Below are 25708 nucleotides of genomic sequence, written 5' to 3'. Positions count from 1 at the left end.
GATCACACGAGCGGCGCCACGGCCTCGCGCAGCCGTTCGACGGACCGGCGCCAGGAGTACCGCGCGAGTATGCGGTCACGGACTGCCGGATCGGGGTGGTGTCCCCAGGCGCTGTCCAGGGTCGTTGCGAGCACCGCCGCGTCCGCCCGCGGGTCGACCAGACGCGCGTAGCGACCCACAGTCTCCGCGAACACCGGGATGTCGCTGACGACCGCCGGTGACCCGAACTGCACCGCCTCGAGTGCCGGGAGGCCGAAACCCTCGTCCAGCGAGAGGCACAGCGTGACGGCGGCGTGGGTGTAGAGCCACGCGAGTTCCGCGTCGGCAATCCGACCGAGGAACCGTACGCTGCCCTCCGCCACGTGCTGCCTCACCTGGTCCGGCAGGTTCGCGCCCACCCCCGAGTGCTCACCGCTACCGACCACCAGCAGCGGTGAGGAGGGCGTCACCGACGTGCTCGCCACGGCAGCCCGGATGACGGCCTCGAGGTTCTTGCGGACGTTCAAGCGACCGACCGTCAGGGCGAAGTCGTCCGGCACATCCGGGGGACGGACCGCGTCAGCGCCCACAAGCGCGGTCGAGACCGCGAGCCCGATGTCCGCAACCGGGGCGCTGTGCGGGGCGAGCCGCTCGATGCGCCTCGCCTCGGTGGCCGTCGATGTGACCGTCAGTCGAGCCCGCCGCAGTCCCGGAAGCATCCGCGCGAAGTAGACGCGCTCGGGTCGGGAGAACCATTCCGGGTGATCCCCGAACATCGCGTCGTGCACGAAGGTCACGGCGCGGGGGTGACGCGCCGTGTAGTTGTGCGCGATGACGAGGTCGGCCCCTTGCCGACGCGCCAGGACGCCGAGCTCCGCGCCGTTCGACAGCCCGTGCGGCCAGAGCCGGGTACGGACGATGCTCGCATGGGCGGGGAGATCGTCGGCCGGGGCGCCATGCCGCAGCGCGACGGTGAGGTCGTCCTGGGGGAACGCGTCCGCCCACGCCAGCACCAGCTCTCGCTGGACGGTGCGGTTCGCGAGCGGTCCATCGGCCCACCAGAACCCGTCGAAGGTCACCTGCACGCCCCGAAGGCTAGGGGCAGCGAGGTCCGCTCGCGATGCCAACCTAGAGATGCGGGCCGCCGCGGCCCGCCAGTGAGAATGGTCACATTCACCCGATCGGACGAATCGGGAGCGTGAACCGAGACCGCGCCGTGACCTGCGGGTTGGCGATGTCGCGACCGCTCGGCCTGGGCAGCCGCGCAGGTCAGGACGGGTCAGCGGAAGTTGGCAAGCCGTTCGGCGTCGCCTACGGTCAACCCCTGTTCGTGACCAAACCGTTATGCATGGTCATCCGGACGCATCATCCACCCACGAGACGAAGGTTGACCGAGCATGCCGCGAACCTGGCGAGCCCCCCGGCGCACGTTGACGGCCGGAGCCGCCTCGCTCGGGTTGGCGCTCGTCGGCCTCGCCCCCGCGGCAGCAGCCGTCGGCACCTCCCCGATCGGCAACGTCGACCAGGTCGGCCTCACCCGGACGGGGATCGCACTCCAGGGCTGGGCTGCCGACGCCGACAGCACAGGCCCGGTCACGGTCGACGTCACTGTGGACGGCGCCACGACCGCTGTCCGCACGGGCGCCGCCCGGCCCGACGTCTCACGTGTCTACCCGCAGATCGGTGGCCACCAGGGATTCGACGTCGTCGTACCCGCCTCGCCCGGGCGGCACACGGTCTGCGCCACGGTCGTGAACGTCGGCCCCGGCTCGGACCGATGGCTGGGGTGCCGGACCCTGGTGCACCCGGGCAGCGGCGTCGTCGGGCACCTCGACAGCACGGTGGACCGGGACGGTGCGGTGGCCGTGCGCGGCTGGGCCGACAGGCTCATGGCCAACGCGCACGCCGACGTTCACCTGACCCTGGACGGCGCGACCGCCGGAACCACGTCGACAGGACTCGCTCGCCCGGACGTCCCGCGGGTGTACCCCGGGATGTCCTCGCGGGCCGGCTTCCGCGGGGCCGTGAAGGTCCCCGCCGGGCGCCACGAGCTCTGCGTCGTCGCCGCCAGCGGAGGGGCGACCGGGACCATCGGATGTACACCCGTGAGCGGCTCGACCGCCAGCGCCCCCAGCCCGACCGCGACACCCGCGCCGGCCCCGACGCCGCAGGCCGGGTCGGTTGGCGTCCCGGCAGGCACACACCTCACCGTGCACCAGGGCGACATGGTCATCACCAAGGACGGCACCCTCCTCGACGGCCTCGACATCCGCGGCTATGTGACGATCCGTGCGCGCGACGTGGTGATCCGCAACTCCGTGATCCGCGGCGGCACCCCGGGAACGAGCAGCAGGGGGCTCGTCACCGTGCCCTCGGCGCAGTACAGCCTCACCATCGAGGACAGCACCCTGGCCCCGACTATCTCGTCGCCCCTGCAAGACGGCATCCGTGGGATGAGCTTCACCGCGCGCCGGGTAGAGATCCGCGGCGTCGTTGATGGCGCCCACCTCTACGGGGACCACGTCACGATCGCCAACTCCTGGCTGCACGGGAACACGCACTTCGCGCACGATCCCAACCACGGGGGCGGCCCCAGCCACGACGACTCGATCCAGATCCAGACCGGCACCGACATCACGATCGCTGGCAACCGCCTCGAAGGTGCCACCAACGCCGCCCTGATGGTCACCCAGGACGGGGGCCCCGTCAGCAACCTCGTCGTCAAGGGAAACTTCCTCGACGATGGCGCGTGCGTGGTCAACATCAAGGACCAGGGGCCGTCCCCTACAGCCGTCAGCATCCGGGGCAACACCTTCGGCAGGCACGCCCGATGGCCGAGCTGCGGGATCAAGGTGCCCAATGCCGCCTACCAGCTCGACCTGGCGAACAACGCATTCACCGATGGGGCGCCGGTTGGGCGCACACCCTGAGAATCTGCGCACGAATACTCAAGAAGACAATCGGCGAATACTCGACGCTGCAGAATTCGGGTGCGGCCGACCGCGAAACTCAGTCCGATCAAGACCCGAGAATGGAGCGAGCTGCGCACCGCGAGCAACTCACCTGCTGGGCCGCGCCTGGCGCGGCGAGCCGCCCCCGCCCTTCGAGCACCCCGGCACACCTCACCGGACCCGGCGAGGCAAGAGCCAGATTCGAAAGGATATGTCCGAATTGCCCCGCGGTGATCTTTATGCGTCTGTGATCTTCCTCACAGGCGCATGAAATCACCCGCGTGTCGCTTGTAACGTATGTCACGAGCAGTACTGAGCATGTTGATTTGCTCTTCGCGGCAGCGCACTCCGCGAGGAGCGCAACTGCTGCCGTGGACGAAAAGGCAAACCCGCCGAGAGGCGGAGACGCAAAGCCATGGGGCCCACTTGGGCTCGCCAGGCTACCGAACCCGACGGAGCGAAAGCGTGAACCACCCCTCCCAGCGGCGCACCGCCGTATCCGCACTCCTCGCGGCGGCGCGGCGTGTCGCTGTCCCGGTCTTCTCCCTCGGCCTCGCGCTGGTGTCGGTGCTCGCCGTGCCGGGCGCCCCGGCACGGGCTACGACCCTGTCGGCGTCGACGCCCACGGCCGCCGACGCGGTCTTCGTGCCAGTGGCGCCGCACAGGGTGATGTCTGCGACCTCCTTCGGCGCCGGCACCAGCAGGACGCTGGTCATCCCCGGACTTCCCTCGGGGGCCACCGCAGTCCAGCTCACCGTCACGGCAAGCCGGGCGAGCACGAACACCTTCATCTCTGCGTGCGCCGCCGGCACACCCGTCTTGACCTGCCGGCAGACATCGGCGCTGAATCCAACGCCCCGCGTGGACACCGCGACTGCCGCCCTGGTCGCACTGGGCGGTAGCGCCAAGAACTCGGTGATGCTGTACAACAACGTCGGCACGGTTCAACTCGTCGCCGACATCTCGGGGTACTACGTGCCCGCGGGAACGACCGGGGGTAGCGACTTCATCCCCACGACGCCGTACCGGGCGATGCAGCCGAGGACCTTCGGGGCTCGCAGCAACTACACCCTGTCGTTCCCGGAGGCACCGGCCGGAGCCGTCGCCGTCGCGCTGAATCTCACGGGCAGCCATGCGTCGGCGCTGTCGTTCGTATCCGCGTGCCCCGCCAGCCAGGCGCTGTCGTCGTGCACGTCGACCTCCTCCCTGAACGTGCATCCGGGGATCGACGTCGCCAATCTGGCGATCGTCAAGCTGAGCGGCTCAGGGAACCAGGTCCGCCTCTACAACAACTCCGGGACCGCACTCCTGATGGCGGACGTCGAGGGCTTCTTCGTCGACTCGAGCAAGGCGCCGGCAGGCTCCGCGAACCTGGCGAAGGTCCAGCCCCAGCGCGTTCTCGCGGGCGCGGCGATGGGCAGCGGGGCGACGACCACGGTGACACTTCCGAACGTGCCTTCCGGAGCCACCGCCGCCGTCGTCAACGTGACCGCCACGGCCGCCGCCGGAGCCTCCTACGTCTCGGCCTGCCCGACCGGTACCTCGCTCGCCGACTGCCGGGAGTCCTCGACGCTGAATCCCCGTCCACTCGCCGACACCGCGAACAACGCGGTCCTCAAGCTCGGTGGCCCCCGTGGGAATCAGGTGACGCTCTACAACAATGCCGGCGCAACACGGCTCTTCGTCGATCTGCAGGGCTACTACGTGGGCGACGGCTCCCCGCTCCCAGAGATCGCCCCGGCGCAGCCCGCGCCCGTCACCCCAGGTCCGAGCACGACGGGGGTTCCGACCGGTACGTCATTGACCCGGCATGACGGGGACATCGTGGTGACCCGGGACGGCACCGTGCTGGACGGGCTCGACGTCCACGGCTACGTCGTGGTCAAGGCCAGGAATGTCGTGATCCGCAACTCGATCGTGCGCGGCGGAACCCCCACCACCTACAGCCGGGGCCTGATCACCGTGCCCTCCTCGGCCTACTCGGCCACGGTGCAGGACACCGAGATCGTTCCTGAGATCTCTTCGCCCTACCAGGACGGACTGCGCGGCATGAACATCACCGCCACCCGCCTGAACATTCACGGCGTGGTCGACCAGGTGCACATCTACGGCGACAACGTCACCATCACTGACTCGTGGCTGCACGACAACGCCCACTTCCTCAACGACCCCAACCACGGCGGGACGCCCAGCCACGACGACGGCGTGCAGATCCAGGTCGGGCGCAACATCACCCTGCGCAACAACGTGATCACCGGATCCCACAACGCCGCGATCATGGTTACCGAGGACCAGGGCCTGGTCGCCGACCTCGACATCCAGAACAACCTCCTCGACTACGGCGCCTGCGTGGTCAACATCAAGAACCAGCCCACCGCACCGCAGAACGTGCGCCTGGCCGACAACACCTTCGGCCGCCACGCCATCTACCCGAGCTGCGGCATCAAGATGCCCAACACCAGCTACCGGCTGGCCCTGACGGGCAACTACTTCACCGACGGCGCACCCGTCACCATCACGCGCTGACCACCACCCCACGCGAAGGGCCCCGGGCCGGCAGCCCGGGGCCCTTCGCGTGGGCAACGCTCAATACGCCCCGGACCCACGCAGCACGGCGCGCGCGGTCTTCCACAGGATCATCAGGTCCATCGTCACGGACCAGTTGTCGACGTAGCGCAGGTCGAGCCTGACGGACTCCTCCCAGGTCAGATCCGAGCGGCCGGACACCTGCCACAGTCCGGTCAGCCCGGGGCGCACGCGCAGCCGCCGGTGCACGGCGTCCTCGTAGGCGGCGACCTCCTCGCCGAGCGGCGGCCGGGGGCCGACCAGCGACATGTCGCCGCGCACCACGTTGAGCAGCTGCGGGAGCTCGTCGATCGAGTAGCGGCGCAGGACGCGACCCACCGGCGTCACCCGCGGGTCCGCGCGCATCTTGAACAGCACGCCGTTGCCGTCGCTGCTCTCCGCGAGCGCCGCCCGGCGGCGATCGGCGTCGACGTACATGCTGCGCAGCTTCCACATGGTGAAGGGTGTGCCGTCCACGCCGACCCTTGTCTGGCGGTAGAACGCCGGCCCCCTGGATGTCAGCCGGACGGCCAGCGCGGCCACGGCGATGATCGGCGCTGCGGCGATCATCAGCGAGATCCCGGCCACGCGGTCCAGGACGCTCTTGGCGACGAGGCGGCGTCGTGGCGCGGCCACCTCGAGCTCGAGGAGGGAGAGCCCGGCGGCAGGACGCAGCGTGATACGCGGCCCGGTGACCTCGACGAGGCCCGGGACGACGACCAGCTGCGCGCCCACGCGGTCCAGCGCCCAGGACAGCCGCCGCAGGGCCTCGGGCGACAGCGACGGCCCGGCAACCACCACGACGTCGACCGCGCGGTCGACCACCACCTGGGCGACGTCGGCGACCGCACCGACGACGGGCAGCCCCGCGACTCGGTCGCACTCGTCGATGCTCGGCAGGCACACCCCCGACAGGTCGTACCCGTGATACGTGGCCGAGGCGAGCCGCTGCGCGATCCCTTCGACGTCGGACGACGTGCCCACGAGCAGGGTGTTCCGCATCGACAGGCCCTTGGCCCGCGCCCGGTGCAGGACCCGGCGTCCGGCGTACCGCACCGCCATGAGGGCGAGCATCAGGACCGGCATCCCGACGAAGACCAGGAACCGGGACACCTCGATCCGCCCGGCGTACGACAGCCCGATCACGAGGGCGGCGCCGTACGAGCCCGCCCGCAGGACGGCCTGGTACTCCTCAGGCCCGTCACCGAGGTGCTTGACGTCGTACCCCCGGGTGAGCATGACGAGCACCACGAGGCCCCCGACGACGCACGCGGTGAACAGGGGAACCTGCCACGACCACCCGAGCACGCTCACGAGGAACGGCACGGTGACCGCCGTCGCCACGACCAGGTCGATCGCGAGCGTGCGACGCTGGTGACCGCGGGCCACGACCGGCCACCGGCGGGCCGCCGCACGGGAGTCGTTGAACGGTGTGCCGCGCAGCTCAGCAGGCTGCGGCGACGCCCACGAGCGCCGGGGTTCTACCGCGAGCCCCCGACGGTCGGACTCGAGGGGCCACTGGGCGGAGTCGTCGACCGCAAGCGTCACAGCACTCACCCCGTCTCGTCGATGACCTCGCGCCGAGGCTATCGCGACGGGTTGCTCCCAGCATGTCCCCTATGCCCGATTTCACCCGTTCGGCAGGACCTTCCTCACGGCCCGTGATCCGACCGTGACCGTCTGGCCAGGTCCGGGCGCCGCGGCCAGCTCCGTCAGGGTGAGTGGAATCGCTGCTGCGCCGCGGCCAGGCCCTGCGTGACGAGCATCTCCACGGCGTCCGCCGCCGCGTCGACCAGCCAGGCCAGCTCCTTGCGCTCGACCGTGGAGAAGTCCGACAGCACGAAGTCGGCCGGGTCGGTGCGGCCGGGAGGACGCCCGATGCCGACACGGACCCGCAGGTACTCGCGGGTGCCGATCGCCTGGCTGATGCTGCGCAGCCCGTTGTGACCACCCTCGCCGCCACCGGCCTTGAGCCGGACGTCCCCGAACGGCACGTCGAGCTCGTCGTGCACCACGACCAGCCGTTCGGGCGACAGCCGGTGGTAGCGCAGCAGCGCCGCCACCGGACCGCCCGACACGTTCATGTAGGTGGTCGGCTGCGCCAGCAGCACCCGTGGCCCCGGCAGACCCCCGGGCAGCGTCCCCAGCCGCACGTCGGCGACCTTGGCGCGCGACCGGTCCGACCCGAACGCGGTGCCTGACCGCGCCGCCAGCTCGGCGGTGACCATCTGACCCACGTTGTGCCGGTTGCCGGCATACCCGGGCCCGGGATTGCCGAGCCCGACCACCAGCCACGGATCCGCCACGCTCGACCCTCCTCCCCGACGCCGCCCGCGGAGCCAGGTGACCAGGCGCTCAGGCCTCGTCGGCGGGCTCCTCGCCCTCGCCCTCGGCCTCGGGCAGCTCGACGCCTTCGACGCCCTCGGCGCCCTCGACGGGCTCCTCGACCTCGGCGCGCGGGATCGCGATGGTGACGATGGTCGCCTCGGGGTCGCCGGCGAACACGGCGCCCTCCGGCATCACGAGGTCCGCACCGCGCACCTGGGTACCGGCCTCCAGGCCCTCCACCGACACCTCGATGACCTCCGGCAGGTGCGTCGCCTCGGCCTCCAGGGTGATGCTCTGGGCGTCGACCATGTGGATGGTGCCGGGCGCGGACTCGCCGACCACGTGCACGGTGACCTCGACCGTGACCTTCTCGCCGCGGCGCACCAGCAGCAGGTCGACGTGCTCGATCTCCTGACGGACCGGGTCGCGCTGCACGTCCTTGGCGATCGCGAGCTCCTCGGTGCCCTCGACGTCCAGGGTGATCAGTGCGTTGTGGTGCTTGAGGGCCAGCATCGTCTCGTGACCCGGCAGCGTGATGTGCTGCGGCTTCTCGCCGTGCCCGTACAGCACGGCGGGGATCAGGTGGGCACGGCGCAGCCGGCGCGCGGCGCCCTTGCCGAACTCGGTGCGGACGGTGGCCGGAAGCTTCAGGTCGGACACGGTGGGTTCCTTCGGTAGGTGGGGGGTGGCCCCGACGGCAGGCGGTGGGCCTCGGCGCGGGACGGCGGGCGCGCACGGAGCACACCGCGTCGATCACGGAGGTCGATCCGAGGACCGTGGCGACCTGAGTCGCCCGCCCTCCCTCGCCGAGGCAACCGCAGCATTCTAGCGGGTGGTGCACGGGCCGGCGCACGCGCCGAGACCCGCCCAGCGCGGCGCGGCTGCGTCGCGCGGGCGACCGGTCAGCTCGCGCCGTCGAACAGCGAGGTGACCGACCCGTCGTCGAACACCTCGCGGATGGCACGGGCCAGGAGCGGGGCGATCGACAGCACCGTCAGGGTGTCGAACTTCTTCTCCTCGGCGATCGGCAACGTGTCGGTCACCACGACCTCACGCGCCCCCGAGCCCGTCAGACGCTGTGCGGCCGGCTCGGAGAGCACCCCGTGCGTGGCCGCGACGATGACGTCCTTGGCGCCCGCCGCCATGCACACCCGGACCGCCTCGGCGATGGTGCCGCCGGTGTCGATGAGGTCGTCGGTGAGGATCGCCGTGCGGCCCTCCACGTCGCCCACCACGCGGTTGGCGACCGCACGGTTGGGCCGGGTGATGTCCCGGGTCTTGTGGATGAACGCCAACGGGCACCCACCGAGCTTCGCGGCCCACTGCTCGGCCACCCGGATCCGCCCGGCATCCGGGGACACCACCGCGACGTTGGTCGGGTCGACCCGGGTGCGCACGTAGTCGACCAGCAACGGCATGGCCCACAGGTGGTCCACCGGCCCGTCGAAGAAGCCCTGGGTCTGCGCCGAGTGCATGTCCACGCTCATCAGCCGGTCCGCGCCCGCCGTCCGGAACAGGTCGGCCATCAGGCGCGCCGAGATCGGCTCCCGGCCGCGATGCTTCTTGTCCTGCCGGGAGTACCCGTAGAACGGCATGATCACCGTGATCGTCTTGGCCGACGCGCGCTTGAGGGCGTCGACCATGAGCAGCTGCTCCATGATCCACTCGTTGATCGGCGAGGTGTGGCTCTGCAGCACGAACGCGTCGGCCCCCCGGACGCTCTCGCCGAACCGCACGTAGATCTCACCGTTGGCGAAGTCGTACGCGGTGGTCGGCACCTGCTCGACGCCGAGCTCCCGGGCCACGTCCTCGGCCAGCTGGGGGTGCGCCCGGCCGGAGATCAGGACGAGCCGCCGCTCGCCGTCTGTCGAGACGATCCCGGTCATGAACGCGGCTGCCCTTCGTCGGAGGTCCCAGGGTCCGTGTGGTTCGCGTGCGAGCGCCGCTCGGCCATCGCCTGCGGGGCGAGCGCGACCTCGCCCTCCTCGCTCTCCCCCAGCGCCGCCCTGGCCGCGGTGGCCGACGGGCTGGAGCTCCGCCGGCGCAGGACCCAACGGTCGATCGTGCGCTGCGGAGCGGTGTTGACACCCAAGGCGCCGGCCGGCACGTCCCGGCGGATCACCGACCCCGCGCCGGTGTAGGCGCCGTCGCCGATCTCGACCGGCGCCACCAGGGCGTTGTCCGAGCCGATGCGGACGTGGTCGCCGACCGTCGAGTGGTGCTTGGTGACGCCGTCGTAGTTGACGAAGATCGTGCCGGCCCCGATGTTCGAGTGCTCCCCGATCGTGGCGTCGCCGACGTAGGACAGGTGGGGGACCTTGGAGTGCGCACCGATCGTCGCGGCCTTGGTCTCCACGTAGGCGCCGATCTTGCCGCTCTCGCCCAGGTCGGTGCCGGGCCGCAGGTACGAGAACGGCCCGACCACGGCGCGCCGACCGATCCGCGACCCGGTGCCGTGGCTGCGCACGACCTGGGCACCGGCCTCCACGATCACGTCGCGCAGCGTGGTGTCGGGGCCGACCACGGCGCCGGACGCCACGCTCGTGGACCCGAGCAGCTGGGTACCGGGCAGCAGGGTGACGTCGGGCTCGAGCTCGACGTCCACGTCCACCCACGTGGTGGCCGGGTCCGCCACGGTGACACCGTCGAGCATCCAGCCCACCAGGATCCGCCTGTTCATCTCCGCCGCGAGACGGGCCAGGGCCACCCGGTCGTTGACGCCCTCGACGAGCACCGGGTCGTCGACCTGGACGGCGCGCACCGCGCCACCGTCCGCCCGCGCGATCCCCAGCACGTCGGTGAGGTACACCTCGCCCTGCGCGTTGTCCCGGCCCAGCCGGCCGAGCGCCGAGCGCAGCACCGCGGCGTCGAACACGTACGTGGAGGAGTTGATCTCCCGGACGGCGCGCTGCTCGACCGTCGCATCGCGCTGCTCGACGATCCCGAGCACCTCGCCCGTGCCCGGGGCACGCAGCACCCGGCCGTAGCCCGTCGGGTCGTCGACCTCGGTGGTCAGCACCGTGACGGCGTTGCCGTCCGCCACGTGCGCGGCCAGCAGCTCCGCGAGCGTCTCCGCATCGAGCATCGGCACGTCACCGGCCATCACGACGACCGGCCCGGAGACGACGTCCTCGCCGGCCTCCGACGAGGCCGCAGCCGCAGCCGCGGCGGCGTCCAGCGCGGACAGCGCGCACTGCACGGCGCGCCCCGTCCCCGGGATGTCGTCCTGGTCGGCGATCAGCACGCCGGGTTCGAGCTCGCGGGCGTGCGCGGCGACCTGGTCGCGCCCGTGCCGCACCACGACGGCGAGGCGGTCGGGCTGCAGGGCCGAGGCGGCGGCCAACGCGTGCCCGAGCATGCTGCGCCCGGCCAGCGTGTGCAGCACCTTGGGTGTGGCCGACCGCATCCGGGTGCCCTCGCCTGCGGCGAGGACGACGACGGCGGCGGGGCGGACAGCGGTCACCAGGACTCCCGTCGGTTCACCAGCGAGGACGGCCGCGGCCACTCTACCGTCGCGTCGCGGGCTCGGAGACCGCGGGGCCTCGCACGCGGCTCCGCCCCCAGGATTCGAACCTGGACCGCAAGGCTCCAAAGGCCTGCGTGCTGCCGTTACACCAGGGCGGACCGGCACCCGGTGCCCGTCGGAGCACGGTGCCGCCGGGCCAGTCTGCCAGCAGGTGCCACCCGGTCACGGCATGATGGGCGGGTGGCCAGCACCCCTAGGACCCGCATGACGGCGGCGCAGCGACGCGAGCAGCTGCTCGACGTCTCGCGCCGGCTGTTCGCGGAGAAGGGGTTCGACCAGACCAGCGTGGAGGAGATCGCCTCCCGCGCGGGAGTCTCCAAGCCCGTGGTCTACGAGCACTTCGGCGGCAAGGAGGGCGTGTACGCCGTCGTCGTCGACCGGGAGATCCAGGCCCTGACCGGAGCCCTGACCGGGGCTCTCGAGGCGGGCGGCCACCCCCAGGTGCTGGTCGAGCGCACCGCACTGGCTCTGCTGGACTACATCGAGTCCTCGACGGACGGCTTCCGGATCCTGGTGCGCGACTCCCCCGTCACCCAGTCCACCGGGACGTTCTCCAGCTTGATCGGCGACGTCGCGATGCAGGTCGAGCACCTGCTCGCGGACCAGTTCACCCGGCGCGGCCTGGACGCCCGGACCGCGCCGATCTACGCACAGATGCTGGTGGGCATGGTGGCGCTCACCGGTCAGTACTGGCTGGATGCCCGTAAGCCCCAGAAGGCCGAGGTCGCCGCCCACCTGGTCAACCTCGCCTGGAACGGGCTCGCCGGCCTGCAGCGCAGCCCGACCCTGCGCGGTGCGATGCCTGCCGCGGTGCGCGGCAACGGGCGCGCAGCGACCGGTCGGGACGGGCGGACGTCGTGAGCCCGGCGGGCCGACGGTGATCGACGAGGTCGACCGGATCATCGAGGCGTGGCGCCGCGAGCGCCCCGACCTCGACGTGGCGCCGCTGGCCGTGCTGTCCCGCATCAGCCGGCTGGCGCGGCACCTCGACCTGGCCAGGGCGCGGGCCTTCGACGGGCACGGCCTGGAGCAGTGGGAGTTCGACGTGCTGTCCGCCCTGCGCCGCGCTGGCGAGCCGTACGAGCTCTCCCCGGGCGCCCTGGTGACCCAGACCCTGGTGACGAGCGGCACCATGACCAACCGGATCGACCGCCTCGAGGCACGCCGTCTGGTCGAGCGGCGTCCTGCTCCGGCCGACCGGCGCGGCGTTCTGGTCCGCCTCACGCCGTCCGGCCGCACCGTCGTGGACGGCGCGATGGCCGACCTGCTGGACGTCGAGCGGTCCCTGCTCGGCGCTCTGCCGCCTGCCGAGCGCGCCCGGCTCGCGGATCTGCTGCGCGAGCTCGTCGCGCCCTTCGACGCCTGACGTCAGCCCGCGGCCTCGGCCGCGGCCAGCCACTCCTCCTCGAGGCGCTCACGCTCCGCCTCGAGCTCGCGCAGCTGCGCGTCCAGCGCCAGCAACGCCTCGTGGTCCACGGCGCTGTCGACCATCGCGACGTGCAGCCGCTCGACCTCGCCGGCCAACCGGTCCAGACGCCGCTCGATCCGCGCCAGGTCCTTGCGCGCCTGGCGCGACTGCGCGGGGGTGGCGGATCGCCCGGACTGACGGTCCTGCTCCGGCTCCGGTGCGGCCTGCTCCTGGGCCGCCTGCCGCCGCAGCTCCAGGTACTGCTCGACTCCCCCGGGCAGGTCGCGCAGGGCGCCGTCACCCAGGAGGGCCACCTGCCGGTCGCACACCCGCTCCAGCAGGTAGCGGTCGTGCGAGACCACCACGAGCGTCCCGGGCCAGCCGTCCAGCAGGTCCTCCACGGCGGCCAACGTGTCGGTGTCGAGGTCGTTGGTCGGCTCGTCGAGCAGCAGGAGGTTCGGCTCGCCGACCATGAGGCGAAGCAGGGCGAGCCGGCGCCGCTCGCCGCCGGACAGGTCCCGCACCGGGGTGAACGCGCGCTCCCGGGTGAAGCCGAGTCGCTCGACGAGCTGGGCGGCCGTGAGCTCCGCCCCGCCGACGGTGGTGCGACGGCGCTCCCGCTCGACCACCTCGACGGCGCGCAGACCGCCGAGTGCGTCCAGCTCGGCGACGTCCTGGGACAGCGTCGCGACCACGGCCGTCTTGCCACGCTTGACCCGGCCGCGCACCGGGGCGAGCGAGCCGTCGAGCACGCGCAGCAGCGAGGTCTTGCCCGCGCCGTTGACGCCCACCACGCCCCAGCGTTCGCCCGGGCCCAACCGCCAGGTCACGTCCGTCAGCAGCGGCGGTGCGCTCGGGTAGCCGATCGTGGCGCCCTCGAGGTCCAGCACGTCCTTGCCCTGCCGGGCGGTGGCCAGACGGGTCAGCTCCAGGGCGTCCCGCGGCGGCGGCTCGTCCGCGATCAGCGCCGCCGCGGCGTCCAGCCGGAAGCGCGGCTTGCTGGTGCGCGCCGGGGCGCCTCGGCGCAGCCAGGCCAGCTCCTTGCGCAGCGCGTTGGCGCGCTTCTCCGCCGTGACCTGGGCCGTACGGGCCCGCTCGGCACGGGCCAGCACCCACGCCGCGTAGCCGCCGTCCAGCGGGCTGACGTCGCCGTTGCCCACCACCTCCCAGGTCCGGGTGCACACCGCGTCCAGGAACCACCGGTCGTGCGTCACCACGACCAGCGCACCGGTGCCCGAGTACCGACGGACCAGGTGGTCGGCGAGCCACGCGACGCCCTCGACGTCCAGATGGTTGGTGGGCTCGTCCAGCAGCAGCACGTCGGGGCGCTGCACGAGCAGCGCGGCCAGTGCCACGCGACGCCGCTGGCCGCCGGACAGCGTCGAGACCGGGGCGCCCAGGTCGACGTCGGCCAGCAGACCGGCGTGGACCTGGCGCACCGCGGCGTCCGACGCCCAGGTGTGCTCCGCAGCGGAGCCGTGCACGAGGTCCAGCACCGTGCCCGCGACCTCCGGGTCGCGTTGGTCGAGGAGTCCCACCCGCAGGCCGCCGACGTGCGTGACCCGGCCGACGTCGGGCTCCTGGCGCCGTGCGACGATGCGCAGCAGGGTCGACTTGCCCGCGCCGTTGGGGCCGAGCACGCCCACCCGGTCGCCGTCGTCCAGGCCGAGGCTCAGCCCGTCCAGCAGGGTGCGGGTGCCGACCGCGAGGCCCACCGCGTCCAGACCGAGCAGGTGGCTCACTGCGCGCGAGCCCCCGCCACAGGCCCGACGACCGTGAGCGTCTGGTCGGCCTCGCCGGCCGCGCGCATCGCCGTGGCCAGCTCGGTCGCGTGCCGCCGGCTGCGCCCGAGGGCCGCCACGGTGGGGCCCGAACCGGTCACCACGGCGCCGAGCGCCCCGGCCCGGGTCGCCGCGTCCAGGGTCCGCTCGAGCTCCGGAGCGAGCTCCAGGGCCGCCGCCTGCAGGTCGTTGCCCAGACAGCGGCCCACGGCGGCCAGGTCCGCCGCGCGCAGCGCCACGAGCAGGTCCCGGTCGGGCTCCGGGTCCCGCGTCCCCGGGTCGACGAGCTCGTCGAACCGCCGGTAGACGTCAGCTGTGGACAGGCCCGCGCGCCGGGTGGCCAGGGCCCAGTGGTAGCGCCCCCGGCACAGCGCGGGGCTGAGCAGGTCGCCGCGCTGCGTGCCCACCGCGGTGTGCCCGAGCAGCACGAACGGCACGTCCGACCCCAGCTCCGCGGCCAGCTCCACGAGGCGGTCCTTGCTGAGCCCGGCGCCCCACAGCGCGTCGCAGGCCAGGAGCGCCGCGGCGGCGTCCGCTGAGCCGCCGGCCATCCCGCCCGCGACCGGGACCCGTTTGCGCACGTGCAGCCGCACCAGGGGCTCCATGCCCACGTCCTGAGCCACGAGCAGCGCGGCGCGCCAGGCGAGGTTGGACTCGTCCGTCGGGACACGGTCCGCGTCGGCGCCCTCCACCGTGAGGCTCATGGCGTCGGCGGCCGTCGCGGTGACCTCCTCGTAGACCGAGACCGCCTGGAAGACGGTGGCCAGCGGGTGGAAGCCGTCCGGGCGTCGGCGACCCACGCCGAGGCTCAGGTTGAGCTTGCCTGGCGCACGGACGGTCACGGCGTCGGGGATGCTCACGCGCCCCACTCTGGCACGTCCACGAGGGCCACGCTCACGACCTCGGGCGCCGGCTCGCGACCACGACGCCCGCGTCGGCGAGCGCCCGGGCGACCGCCGCGAACTGCTCGACACCGAGCCGTTCACCACGCTCGGTCGGATCGACCCCTGCGGCGGTCAGAGCCGCGGAGGCGACCGCACCGGACCCGGCGGCGTCGGCAAGGGCGGCCCGCAGCATCTTGCGGCGCTGGGCGAACGCGGCGTCGACCAGCGCGAACACCTGATCACGGTCGCCGGGCGGGGGCTCGTGCCGGTCCCAGGCGACCAGCGCCGAGTCGACCCGAGGCACCGGCCAGAACGTGGCCCGCCCCACCACGCCGGCGGGGCGAGCGTGCGCGTACCACGCGGTCTTGACCGACGGGACACCGTAGGTGCGCGAGCCCGGACCGGCCACGAGCCGGTCGGCCACCTCGGCCTGCACCATCACCAGACCGCGCCGGAGCGTGCTGAACCGCTCCAGGAACGCCAGCAGCACGGGGACCGCCACGTTGTAGGGCAGGTTGGCCACGAGCGCGGTCGGCGGCGCGCCGGGCAGCTCGGTGACCCGCAACGCGTCCGCACCGACCACGGTGAGCCGATCTGCGGCCTCCGGCAGCCGCTCCGCGACCGTGGCGGGGAGCCGGGTCGCGAGCACCGGGTCGATCTCGACGGCGACCACGGACGCACCGGCCTCGAGCAGCCCCAGGGTGAGCGAGCCCAGCCCCGGGCCCACCTCCACGACGCGCTCGCCCGGCGCGACCCGCGCGGTCCGCACGATGCGTCGCACGGTGCCGGGGTCGACGACGAAGTTCTGCCCGAGCGTCTTGGTGGGCCGCGCGCCGATGCTCGCGGCGAGCGCGCGCACCGCGGAGGGGCCCAGCAGGGGGTCGGTCACGCCACGAACCTACCGGGACGCGACGGCCCGGCCCCGCGAGCGGGACCGGGCCGTCGAACGGGTGCCGTCAGCGCAGGCCGAGCTTGAGCGAGCACGCGGGCCACTGGCCCCAGCCGGACCGCGCCTGCAGCGCCTTGGCGCGTGCGGTCTGCTCGGCGGGCGAGGCCTGCGAGGGCAGCCCCGAGCCGCCCATGGCCTGCCACGTGCCGACCGTGAACTGGTACAGGCCGTAGTAGAGCCCGTTGGAGGACACCGCCCGCGGGTTGCCGCCGGACTCGCACTGGGCCAGCGCCGCCCAGACGTCACCGCCGACGGGCGAGCTCACCACCGGGGCGGGTCGGGCCGGGCGAGCCTTGGTCCCGACCTCGACCACCGCGTCGACCGGAGCCTGGGTGACCTCGTCGCTGACCTTGGTGCGCTCGGTCTCCTTGCCGTCCACGGTGGTCACGCGGTACACGACGGTGCGCACCCCCGGCTCGCCCTTGCGGACGGTCCGCTTCTGGCCGGTGTACAGCGCCGACGTCTTGCGGGTCGTGGTGGAGAAGTCCACCGGCGACGTCTCGGTCTTGTCCTCGACCACGACGCGCTGGACCTGCACGGTCAGCCGGCCGTCGACGGTGTGCACCAGGACGCGGTCGCGCGGGCCGACGCTGACCTTCGCGGCCGCGAGCGCGGACGCCACGTCCCCGGTCGCCGACACCGTCGAGGTCGAGCCGTCGGCGAGCACGTCGACCGTACCCGCGGCGGCCAGACGCAGCGGCAGCGCGACCCGGCCGGTGGTGGACCGCGCCGGCACGAGGGCGACGTCCGAGCCGCGCGCCTGGAGGGCGCCGAGCGCGTCGGCGGCGGACAGGGCGGTGGACCAGACCGTGCTGGTCGCCCCGTCCACGCTGACCTGCACGCGGTGCGCGTGCCGGACCACGATCGTGGCCCCGTCGGACAGCGCAGTGGAGGCGGTCGGCGTCAGTGCGTCGTGCGTGCCGATCGTCACGGCCTGGTCGCCGAGCAGGCCCGAGACGGTGCCGGCGAACGTGGAGACCTGCTCGCGCTGACCGTCGACGTCGAGGGTGACGGTCTTGTGGGCCTGGGCGAACGCCACGCCCGCGCCGGCCAGCACGAGGGCGCCGGTGGTGGCGAGCACGATCGGGATACGGCGTCGACGGCGGGAGTCGTCGGGAGTGGGGAGGTCGGTCGCGCCGTCGGGCGCGGGCTGCTGCGTCTGAGTGCGTCGGAGGGAGAAGCGCACGAGGTTCCTGTCGTCGTTCCATCCGGGCACAGGGAGAAGGTGCGCACGCAGCGCCCAGCCGGTCGTGAAGGGGGGATGGGCTCGACGGCCCGCGGCTGGTCCGGACTCCCTGATCCGGCCGTCTCACCACCGCGTGGATCGCGATGGTCGGTCACCCGTGGGATGACACACCGACCGTAACCGAATCGTGACCTAGGGTGTCAAACCCCTGGTGTGAGAGGGCTGTGGAGATCGCGCACACAGTCCGTCGAGACCGGGCCGCGCTCGCTCCTAGTACCAGTGGTGGGCGTTGGAGAACGCCCAGGCGGCGCACGGCGTGCCGTAGCGGCCGGCGATGTAGTTCAGGCCCCAGGTGATCTGGGTCGCCGGGTTCGTCCGCCAGTCGGCACCGACGGACCCCATCTTGGATCCCGGCAGGGCCTGCGGGATGCCATAGGCCCCGCTGGAGACGTTGTGGGCGTCGACCCGCCAGTTGCTCTCCCGCGTCCACAGCGAGTCCAGGCAGGCGAACTCCTGCTGCGACCAGCCGCGGGCGAGCACGAGCTGCAGGCCGATCGCGCGCGCCGTGCCCGGAGCCACCGCGGCGACCTGTGGGAGCTGCTTGGTCCCGACCTTGATGACCCGGTCGACCGGTGTGGCCAGCACGGACCGCGTCAGCACCGTCCTGCCGACCTCGGCCCCGCCCACGAGGTACGCCTCGTAGGTCTCCACCTCGCGCCCTTCGGAGCCGGCGCTGGCCACGACCTGCGTGCCCTGCATGATCGAGGCGTCGTCCTGCTTGACGGTCGAGAACGGCACCGTGACCGTCCTCGTGCGCACCTCGGTCGTGACCCTGGTGACCATGACGACCAGCCCGTCGACCACGGTCGTGTCCAACGGGACCGAGACCAGGTCGTGCGCGCCGAGCACGACGCCGGCGTCCGCGAGGACCTCACGCACGGTCGAGGCCGCCGTGTGCACCTCGTGCGTGGCCCCGTCCACGGCGACCCGGACGTCCTTGGGGGTCGAGACCCGCAGCACGCCGCGGCCGACGGCGGAGGACCGCAGGGCCGAGGCGCGCGCATCGCGCAGGCCCAGCTCGTCGACCACCCCGCCCACGGTGCGGGCCGTGGTCCACAGCGTGCGGCGCTGCCCGTCCACCTCGACATGCACCTGCTGACCGTGCTCGACGACGATCGTGTCGCCGTTTCCCACCGCCTGGTCCAGCCCAGGGACCACGGCGTCACCGTCGGCGACCGCGATGTGGCCGCCGGCCAGCACGTCACCCACGGTGCGGCCGAAACCCGTCACGGCGACCGTGTGCCCGTCGACCTGGACGAGCACCTGCTTGTGCAACGTCGTGAACCCTGTGGTGCCGGCGACGACGGCGGCCAGCACCGCTGCCTGCACCCCGATCCGCACGCCGGCGCGCCTGTCGCGCGGGCGTCGGGGCAGGGGCGACACAGGCACTCGGTATCCGTTCGGAGGGGAGCGGGCAGTCCAAGACCTCCTGACGGTAACGGAACGGACACGATGGTGGTAGTCGTCGGCGCGTCGAGTGGCCGAGAGTCGTGCAGAAGAGAGGCGAAGCGGACCTTCCACCGGGGCCGTCCCAGTCTCACCCGGACGTCACCAGGGCCCGTACAGCTCCTCGCTGGTCGCGCTCACCCGGTCGCACAGCGCGCCCAGGTCCCAGCCGAGCTCCTCGGCGACCGTGGCCGCCGTCGCCGCCACCAGGTACGGACCGTTCGGCCGCCCCCGGTACGGGTGCGGCGGTAGGTAGGGCGCATCGGTCTCGAGGAGCAGGTGGTCCAGCGGGGTGCGGCGCAGGGCGTCGCGCAGGTCGTCCGACGCCGGATACCCCACCGGGCCGGCGAAGGACAGGTACCAGCCGTGCTCCGCGCAGACCTCCGCCAGGGCACCGTCACCGGAGTAGCAGTGGAACACCGTGCGGGCGGGTGCGCCGTCGGCCAGCAGCACGTCGACCACCTCGGCGTGCGCGTCCCGGTCGTGGATCTGCAGCACGAGGTCCAGCTCCTTGGCGAGCGCGACATGAGCCCGGAAGGCCGCACGCTGCGCCACACGGCCGCGCCGGCCGGCCCGGAAGTGGTCCAGGCCCGTCTCGCCGATCGCCCGGATCCGGGGCTCGGCCGCGGCAACCCTCGCGACCTCGGCGATCGCCTCGTCCAGCGGCACGTCGTGATGGGCGCGGGGGGCCGGGTCCAGGCCGTCGGGCGCGACCTCGCGCACCCCGGCGTGCAGCACCGCCTCGTTCGGGTGGATCGCGACCGCGCCCAGCACCCGGGCACCGGGCAGCGGCGGGCCCGACAGCAGCTCCCGGGTCCAGCCGATCGACGGCAGGTCGCACCCCACCTGGACGACCCTGTCCACCCCGACCTCCGCGGCCCGGAGGAGATGATCCGCCGCCACCGGCTCACGGCCCAGCCACTCCTGGCCGGGGCCGTCCGCGGATCGCTCGCGCCAGCCGAACCCGTCTGCCACCTCCAGGACGTGGTCCAGGTGGGTGTGGTTGTCGACGAGCGGCCTGGGCAGCGGCTCGGGAGCCGGCGGCCAGGACCGGTCGCGGCGCTTGCGACTCATCGCGGGCGGCTCACTCCCCGGCCGAGCCCAGCCGCCCGAGCTCCTCGTCCACGACCGCGGGGTCGAGCTTGGTGAACACCGGAGTGGGCTTGGCGACGGGCGTCCCCGGCACCACAGGGCGGGACTCCCAGGCCGGCGTCGCCGAGTAGTCCCCCGTGATCACCGGGTAGCGGTCCAGGCCCGCGCCGTCGCCCGGGTCGAGCTCCGTGACGTGGTCGATGCGCGGCATCGGCATGAGCTCGCCCGTTCCGCCGAGCACCTGGTGCACGCGGTTCGCCGAGTGCGGCAGGAAGGGCGCCAGCAGGGTGTTGCAGTCCTGCACGCACTGCGCGGCGACGTGCAGGACGGTCGCCAGCCGCTCACGCTGCGAGGGGTCCTTCATCTTGTACGGCTCGGTGACGGTCAGGTACTTGTTCACCTCGCCCACGACACGCATCGCCTCGGCGATCGCGGCCCGCTGCCGGTGCCGGCCGATCAGGCCACCGACCGCGTCGAACCCCGCCCGCACGGTGGCCAGCACGGTCTCGTCGACCGGCTCGAGCGCACCGACGGGCGGTATCTCGCCGAAGTTCTTGGCGATCATCGTGGCGGTGCGGTTGACCAGGTTGCCCCAGCCGGCGACCAGCTCGGAGTTCGTGCGCTGCACGAACTCCGCCCAGGTGAAGTCGGCGTCGGAGGTCTCCGGTCCGGCCGCGCAGATGAAGTACCGCAGCGCGTCGGGCTGGTAGCGCGCGAGCATGTCACCGACCAGGATGACGTGCCCGCGCGAGGTGGACAGCTGCTTGGACTCCATCGTCATGAACTCGCTGGAGACCACCTCGGTGGGCAGGTTGAGCCGGCCGTACTGCCCCGGCGCCCCGCCGCGCTCCCCCTCGCCGTTGTAGGCGAGCAGCTCGGCGGGCCAGATCTGGGAGTGGAAGACGATGTTGTCCTTGCCCATGAAGTAGTAGGAGAGCGACTCGGGGTCGTTCCACCACTCGCGCCACCGGTCCGGGTCGCCGATCCGGCGCGCCCACTCGATGCTCGCCGACAGGTAGCCGATCACCGCGTCGAACCAGACGTACAGGCGCTTGCTGCGCTGCTCGCGCCAGCCCTCCAGCGGGATCGGGATGCCCCAGTCGATGTCCCGGGTCATCGCGCGCGGCCTGATGTCCCCCAGGATGTTCTGGCTGAACTTGATCACGTTCGGCCGCCACAGGCCGGTCGCCTCGCGCTCGTCCAGCCACGCGCCGAGCGCCTCGGCGAGCGCGGGCAGGTCGAGGAAGAAGTGCTGGGTCTGCACGAACTCCGGCGTCTCGCCGTTGATCTTGCTGCGCGGCTCGATCAGGTCGGTCGGGTCGAGCTGGTTGCCGCAGTTGTCGCACTGGTCCCCGCGCGCCTCGGCGTACCGGCAGATCGGGCAGGTGCCCTCGATGTAGCGGTCCGGCAGCGTACGGCCGGTCGACGGGCTGATCGCCGCCTGGGTGGTGCGCTCGACCATGTACCCGTTGCGGTGCACCGTGGTGAACAGCTCCTGGACCGTCCGGTAGTGGTTGCCGGTCGTCGTTCGGGTGAACAGGTCGTAGGACAGCCCGAGGTCGACGAGGTCCTGGACGATGATCGCGTTGTTCTTGTCGGCCAGCTCCTTGGCGCTCACGCCCTCCTTGTCCGCCTGGACCAGGATCGGGGTGCCGTGCTCGTCGGTGCCGGAGACCATGAGCACCTCGTGGCCCACCATCCGCATGTACCGGCTGAAGACGTCCGAGGGGACGCCGAACCCGGCGACGTGACCGATGTGGCGCGGGCCGTTGGCGTACGGCCATGCGACCGCCGAGAGGATGTGGGCCATGGGGCCCGATCCTAGTGAGGCGCGCCAGCCGCCCGCGCCGCAGGGGTCCCATCCGCCGCCGCACCACCGGCGGCCCACGCGGCGAAGGACGACCCACGCGTGCCACGCCGCACGGCCGTCCACCATCCGGACGCCCTGAGCCCCTCACCTGTCGTTCGCCGCGTGCGGTGCCGGGAGGGCCACCCCGCAGAACGCCGCCACCTCCGCGACCACCCTGTCCCGGTGGTGCACGACCTCCTCGAACGTGAACCGGAGCACCACGTAGCCCTGCCGGTGCGCCTCGCGGTCGCGGCGCCGGTCGGCGCGGTACTCGGCACGCCCCGAGTGGTACGCGAAGCCGTCGACCTCGACCACCACGCCGTCCACCAGGAAGTCGACGCGCCCGATGCCCGGCAGCAGAACTTGGGGCTGGACCGGCAGCCCGGCATCGAGCATCGCCACGCGTAGCAGGCTCTCGGGCAGGGAACCGCTGCGGGCGTCGATCAGGCCGATCAGCGATGCCATGGCACGCCCGCCCCGTGCGGCTCGCGGCCGATGCAGCCGTGCCGGGTCCATGCCTCGCGCAACCGCCGCATCGGCCGCCGCGACCCACTCGGCTCGGGGCAGGCAGCGAGCGGCATGCACGAGCGCCGCGGGCAACGAGGCGACCCCGGACTACTCCGCGTCCCCGCCCCAGTGCTTGACGACGCCGAGTGACGGCCCGCGGCGGCGCGGCACCGCGACATGCAGCGCCGCGGGCTCTGCGAGCAGCGGGATGCCCCGCACCGCGAGTGCGCTGACACAGGTCAACGACCCTCCGCAGGCCAGTGCCCTGCCCTGGGGGACCGCGGCGGGCACGGCCACGATGCCGCGCGCCACCCGGACCAGCCGCCCGTCGCGGACGGCGTCGGCGAGTCGCGCGCGGTCCGTGGAGGTACGAGCGACATCGCCGGACCGCGCCACGCCACCACGGCCACGCACCCGCTCCTCGATCGTCACCGCCCGACCGTGCCCGGCCCCGAGGCGTCGGGTGGCGGCCGGTGCGCGGAGCTGTGGGCAACCGGCCCGCGGTGCGGCACGTGGACAGCGCGACGACTCATCGCCCACGGCGTGCAGCACCGGCGCCCCACGCGGCGACGGCGTGCAGCACCGGCGCCCCACGCGGCGACGGCGTGCAGCACCGGCGCCCCACGCGGCGACGGCGCGCCCACGCGCGCGGCGCTGCACGACCATCCACCCTCCGGTCGCCCGATGGCCTCCCACGACTCCCCGCCGCGTGGGCCGCCTGCCGCTCGGCGGAACGCGGACCCGACGACGAGCTCGTGCTAGAGCTCGCCGGCGCGGTGCAGCAGACGCATCGCACCCCAGCCGATGGGGATCTGCAGCCAGTACGTGGCCACCCGGAACAGCAGCACCGCGCTGGCCGCCACCCCGGCGTTCACCCCAGCAGCGGTGAGCAGGCCGATCAGCGCGAACTCGATCCCGCCGAGCCCGCCGGGCGTCGGCACCGCCGACCCGGCCAGGTTGCCGGCGAAGTAGATGACCGCGACCTGGATCAACGACAGCCGGATGCCGAACGCGGCCAGGGCCGCATCGAACGCGAGCACCCAACCCACCGTCAGCACCGCGTTGCCGAGGAGCGCGACCACCACCCGACCCGGCTCGCCGAGCACGTCGATCAGGCGCGGCCACACCTGCTCCAGCATCGGCACGATCTTGCCCAGCGCCCACCGCCGCAGCGGTGCGATCAACCCGAGCACCGCGAGCAGCAGCACCGCGGCCGCGATGAGCTCGAGCGTCCCCTCACTGGGCAGCAGCGCCGTCGCCGCCGCCGAGCCCGAGGCGACCGAGAGCACCACCAGCAGCGCCAGGGTCACCACGAACTGCGAGATCTGCACCAGTGCCACCGTCGCCACGGCGAGCGAGGCTGCCACCCCGCGCCGCACCATCAGTCGCACGTTCAGGGCCCCCGCGCCCAGGTGTGCGGGCGCCGCCAGGGCGAGGAACGCGCCGCCGGCCTGCACCAGCGTCACCCGCCACAGCGGGAGCCGCACCGGTGAGAACGCCTGGACGGTCAGCGCCGCACCGACGAACGTCGCCAGGCCGAGTCCGAAGGACACCAGGGACCAGCGCCAGTCGCTGCCCTCGACGGCGGCGACCACCTGGTCCACGTTGAACCGCGCCAGCAGCACCACCAGCGCGACCACCGGCAGGACCACCGTGAGCAGCGTGCCCAGGGAGAACCGCGTCAGCCGGACGGGCTCGACCTCACTCTCCCCGAGGTCCTGGGCCAGGGCCTCCCGCAGCGCGGGCAGCAGATCGGCGCGCTCGCGCAGCGCGGCGCGGGTCGCCCGCGGCATCACGACCGGCTGAACGACGGGAGCCACCGCCGCCAGCTCCTCGGCCGGCAGGATCTCCCGGGCGGCGCGCAGGGCGCGAGGAACCCCGACGGCGATCGCCTGCACCGCGAGCATCTGAGCCTCGTCGATGCGGCGCGTCAGGTCGGGCACCGCGAGGTCGCCGTCGTCCCACCTGAGCAGCCACGCCTGCCCCTGGTCGTCGACCCGCACGGCGTCCGCGTCCAACGTGCGGTGCGCCAGGCCCGCATGGTGCGCCGCGGCGAGCTGCCGCCACGCGTCGACCAGCACCTCGTCGGACGGCTCCGCCTCGGCCAGCACGGTCCCTGGTGCCGGCTCGGACACCAGCAGCATCGAGTCCTGAGACTGCCCGACGGCGAGCAGCAGCGGGGTGCGCACCCCGGCGACGCGGGCGGCGTGCGCGACCAGGGCGGCGCGCTCGGCGGCCTGCCGCAACGACAGCCAGGCGCGCCCTTCGATCCCTCGCAGTCGCAGCGACCGCCACAGCCGCGTGGCCACACCGAGGACCTGCCGGTCGCCGTCGAGCACCCGCAGCGCGAGCTCGCCGTCGTCCGTCGTGACCTCGTACGTCCGGGCGCCGTCACCCGGCAGCCGGGTCAGCCGCCGCGGCTGGATCCCGACGCGGCGCAACCCCTCCACCAGTGCCGATCCGTAGGCGCGCTCGGTCGGCACCCCGCCGACGAGCCGCACGAGGCAGCCCGCCAGGCGCCCGAGCAGCAGCGCGACTGCGACGCCCGGCAGCGACACCCGGCCGGCGACCAGCTGGACTCCGATCGTGATCCCCACGGCGTTCTGCGACCACGCGACGCTGCGCCGCACGGACCGGGGCCCGGCCACGGTGAGGAGCCCGGCGATCGTGGCCCACTCGAGCGGGACCGACACGACGGCCGACCCGGGAAGCGTCAGCGCCTGGGTGAGCGGGTCGTTCCCCACCGCCTGCAGCACCGCGACCATCGCGGCGGCGATCGCGACGCCGGCGAGCCCACCCAGGACGGTCTCCACCACGAGCCGACCGGAGCGTCGGACGGCGAGGTCGAGCAGCACGGTCACCGGCACGAGCACCGCGACCGCGCCGGCGAGCACTGCGACCGGAACGACGAGCAGCTTGCCGAGCAGCGCGTCGATGCCCTGCACGTCCTGTGCCACACCCGAGGTCGTCGCGTGCGCGTACACGGCGAGGAGCAGCACGACCACCACGCCCGCTGCGGCGAGGGCGGCCCCGGCGGCGTCCTCGGCACTGCGGATCCGCGCGGACGAGCGGTCGACGACCTGCACCCCGCTCGTGGCCATGGTCCGGGAGTCTAGGTCGGTCAGGGCCGCGGGATCGGCATCACCGTGCCGTCAGCGGCGCGGACTCGTCCGTGCACCCGCACCCTGCATCGGCGC

At 73.0% G+C, this 25708-nt stretch carries 20 protein-coding genes, 1 tRNA gene and 1 riboswitch; of the genes, 4 read left to right on the top strand and 17 right to left on the bottom strand.

Going from position 1 to position 25708, the window contains the following annotated elements; translation table 11 throughout:
* Positions 1 to 2 precede the first annotated feature (2 nt).
* Complete coding sequence (locus tag Q6348_RS06260; protein ID WP_304600443.1) at positions 3 to 1064, bottom strand: glycosyltransferase; 1062 nt, start codon at positions 1062 to 1064, stop codon at positions 3 to 5.
* A gap of 312 nt (positions 1065 to 1376) precedes the next feature.
* Here Q6348_RS06260 and Q6348_RS06255 point away from each other — a divergent pair, with 312 nt between their 5' ends.
* A complete protein-coding gene (locus tag Q6348_RS06255) occupies positions 1377 to 2909 on the top strand; it encodes a right-handed parallel beta-helix repeat-containing protein (RefSeq protein WP_304600442.1) in 1533 nt (510 codons plus the stop codon).
* Between the two features lie 393 nt (positions 2910 to 3302).
* A riboswitch (cyclic di-GMP riboswitch) is annotated at positions 3303 to 3378 on the top strand.
* Between the two features lie 17 nt (positions 3379 to 3395).
* Positions 3396 to 5456: a right-handed parallel beta-helix repeat-containing protein gene (locus Q6348_RS06250; RefSeq protein WP_304600441.1), complete on the top strand. Its 2061-nt coding sequence runs from the start codon at positions 3396 to 3398 to the stop codon at positions 5454 to 5456.
* A 60-nt stretch (positions 5457 to 5516) separates the two neighbouring features.
* On the opposite strand, the gene Q6348_RS06245 is transcribed toward Q6348_RS06250, so the two are convergent.
* The 6 genes from Q6348_RS06245 to Q6348_RS06220 form a co-directional block, all read right to left on the bottom strand.
* Positions 5517 to 7052 (bottom strand): sugar transferase, encoded by a 1536-nt coding sequence (locus Q6348_RS06245; protein ID WP_304600440.1) that lies wholly within the window; start codon positions 7050 to 7052, stop codon positions 5517 to 5519.
* A 155-nt stretch (positions 7053 to 7207) separates the two neighbouring features.
* A complete protein-coding gene (gene pth, locus Q6348_RS06240) occupies positions 7208 to 7801 on the bottom strand; it encodes an aminoacyl-tRNA hydrolase (protein WP_304600439.1) in 594 nt (197 codons plus the stop codon).
* 49 nt (positions 7802 to 7850) lie between these two features.
* Complete coding sequence (locus Q6348_RS06235) at positions 7851 to 8483, bottom strand: 50S ribosomal protein L25/general stress protein Ctc (protein WP_304600438.1); 633 nt, start codon at positions 8481 to 8483, stop codon at positions 7851 to 7853.
* 242 nt (positions 8484 to 8725) lie between these two features.
* Positions 8726 to 9709 (bottom strand): ribose-phosphate diphosphokinase, encoded by a 984-nt coding sequence (locus Q6348_RS06230; RefSeq protein ID WP_304600437.1) that lies wholly within the window; start codon positions 9707 to 9709, stop codon positions 8726 to 8728.
* Positions 9706 to 11286 (bottom strand): bifunctional UDP-N-acetylglucosamine diphosphorylase/glucosamine-1-phosphate N-acetyltransferase GlmU, encoded by a 1581-nt coding sequence (gene glmU, locus Q6348_RS06225; RefSeq protein WP_304600436.1) that lies wholly within the window; start codon positions 11284 to 11286, stop codon positions 9706 to 9708. The genes Q6348_RS06230 and glmU overlap by 4 nt, the downstream gene beginning before the upstream one ends.
* An 89-nt stretch (positions 11287 to 11375) precedes the next feature.
* A tRNA-Gln gene (locus Q6348_RS06220) sits at positions 11376 to 11447 on the bottom strand.
* A gap of 106 nt (positions 11448 to 11553) precedes the next feature.
* On the opposite strand from Q6348_RS06220, the gene Q6348_RS06215 reads away from it, so the two are divergent.
* Complete coding sequence (locus tag Q6348_RS06215; RefSeq protein WP_304601925.1) at positions 11554 to 12210, top strand: TetR/AcrR family transcriptional regulator; 657 nt, start codon at positions 11554 to 11556, stop codon at positions 12208 to 12210.
* A 16-nt stretch (positions 12211 to 12226) separates the two neighbouring features.
* Positions 12227 to 12715, top strand: coding sequence for a MarR family winged helix-turn-helix transcriptional regulator (locus Q6348_RS06210; RefSeq protein ID WP_304600435.1), 489 nt, complete (start codon positions 12227 to 12229; stop codon positions 12713 to 12715).
* 2 nt (positions 12716 to 12717) lie between these two features.
* Here Q6348_RS06210 and Q6348_RS06205 read toward each other — a convergent pair whose 3' ends face one another.
* The 10 genes from Q6348_RS06205 to Q6348_RS06160 all read right to left on the bottom strand — a co-directional run bounded on the left by Q6348_RS06205 (position 12718) and on the right by Q6348_RS06160 (position 25612).
* Positions 12718 to 14499: an ABC-F family ATP-binding cassette domain-containing protein gene (locus tag Q6348_RS06205; protein WP_304600434.1), complete on the bottom strand. Its 1782-nt coding sequence runs from the start codon at positions 14497 to 14499 to the stop codon at positions 12718 to 12720.
* Positions 14496 to 15398 carry a 4-(cytidine 5'-diphospho)-2-C-methyl-D-erythritol kinase gene (locus Q6348_RS06200; RefSeq protein ID WP_304600433.1) on the bottom strand — a complete coding sequence of 301 codons (903 nt, stop codon included), beginning with the start codon at positions 15396 to 15398 and terminating at the stop codon, positions 14496 to 14498. The genes Q6348_RS06205 and Q6348_RS06200 overlap by 4 nt, the downstream gene beginning before the upstream one ends.
* 34 nt (positions 15399 to 15432) lie before the next feature.
* Complete coding sequence (rsmA, locus tag Q6348_RS06195; RefSeq protein WP_304600432.1) at positions 15433 to 16311, bottom strand: 16S rRNA (adenine(1518)-N(6)/adenine(1519)-N(6))-dimethyltransferase RsmA; 879 nt, start codon at positions 16309 to 16311, stop codon at positions 15433 to 15435.
* A 67-nt stretch (positions 16312 to 16378) separates the two neighbouring features.
* Positions 16379 to 17587 (bottom strand): resuscitation-promoting factor, encoded by a 1209-nt coding sequence (locus Q6348_RS06190; protein WP_304600431.1) that lies wholly within the window; start codon positions 17585 to 17587, stop codon positions 16379 to 16381.
* A gap of 240 nt (positions 17588 to 17827) precedes the next feature.
* Entirely contained in the window at positions 17828 to 19006 is a 1179-nt protein-coding gene (locus tag Q6348_RS06185) for a resuscitation-promoting factor (RefSeq protein WP_304600430.1), read from the bottom strand.
* Positions 19007 to 19165: 159 nt separating this feature from the next.
* Positions 19166 to 20137: a TatD family hydrolase gene (locus Q6348_RS06180; RefSeq protein ID WP_304600429.1), complete on the bottom strand. Its 972-nt coding sequence runs from the start codon at positions 20135 to 20137 to the stop codon at positions 19166 to 19168.
* A 10-nt stretch (positions 20138 to 20147) separates the two neighbouring features.
* Positions 20148 to 21965, bottom strand: coding sequence for a methionine--tRNA ligase (metG, locus tag Q6348_RS06175; protein WP_304600428.1), 1818 nt, complete (start codon positions 21963 to 21965; stop codon positions 20148 to 20150).
* A gap of 144 nt (positions 21966 to 22109) precedes the next feature.
* Positions 22110 to 22469, bottom strand: coding sequence for a DUF559 domain-containing protein (locus tag Q6348_RS06170; RefSeq protein ID WP_304600427.1), 360 nt, complete (start codon positions 22467 to 22469; stop codon positions 22110 to 22112).
* Between the two features lie 150 nt (positions 22470 to 22619).
* Positions 22620 to 22943 carry a type IV toxin-antitoxin system AbiEi family antitoxin domain-containing protein gene (locus Q6348_RS06165; RefSeq protein ID WP_304600426.1) on the bottom strand — a complete coding sequence of 108 codons (324 nt, stop codon included), beginning with the start codon at positions 22941 to 22943 and terminating at the stop codon, positions 22620 to 22622.
* Between the two features lie 326 nt (positions 22944 to 23269).
* Positions 23270 to 25612, bottom strand: coding sequence for a lysylphosphatidylglycerol synthase transmembrane domain-containing protein (locus Q6348_RS06160; RefSeq protein ID WP_304600425.1), 2343 nt, complete (start codon positions 25610 to 25612; stop codon positions 23270 to 23272).
* Positions 25613 to 25708: the final 96 nt, after the last annotated feature.

It is taken from the genome of Actinotalea lenta, from assembly GCF_030586465.1.
GTDB classification, from domain to species: Bacteria; Actinomycetota; Actinomycetes; order Actinomycetales; family Cellulomonadaceae; genus Actinotalea; species Actinotalea lenta.
Note: the sequence above shows the minus strand (reverse complement) of the source record. Positions and strands in the feature narration are given on the sequence as shown.

Coding starts and splice junctions, on each gene's coding strand:
- Q6348_RS06255 (WP_304600442.1), top strand. CDS start 1,377: ATGCCGCGAACCTGGCGAGCCCCCCGGCGCACGTTGACGGCCGGAGCC.
- Q6348_RS06230 (WP_304600437.1), bottom strand. CDS start 9,709: ATGACCGGGATCGTCTCGACAGACGGCGAGCGGCGGCTCGTCCTGATC.
- Q6348_RS06215 (WP_304601925.1), top strand. CDS start 11,554: ATGACGGCGGCGCAGCGACGCGAGCAGCTGCTCGACGTCTCGCGCCGG.
- Q6348_RS06180 (WP_304600429.1), bottom strand. CDS start 20,137: ATGAGTCGCAAGCGCCGCGACCGGTCCTGGCCGCCGGCTCCCGAGCCG.
- metG (WP_304600428.1), bottom strand. CDS start 21,965: ATGGCCCACATCCTCTCGGCGGTCGCATGGCCGTACGCCAACGGCCCG.
- Q6348_RS06170 (WP_304600427.1), bottom strand. CDS start 22,469: ATGGCATCGCTGATCGGCCTGATCGACGCCCGCAGCGGTTCCCTGCCC.
- Q6348_RS06160 (WP_304600425.1), bottom strand. CDS start 25,612: ATGGCCACGAGCGGGGTGCAGGTCGTCGACCGCTCGTCCGCGCGGATC.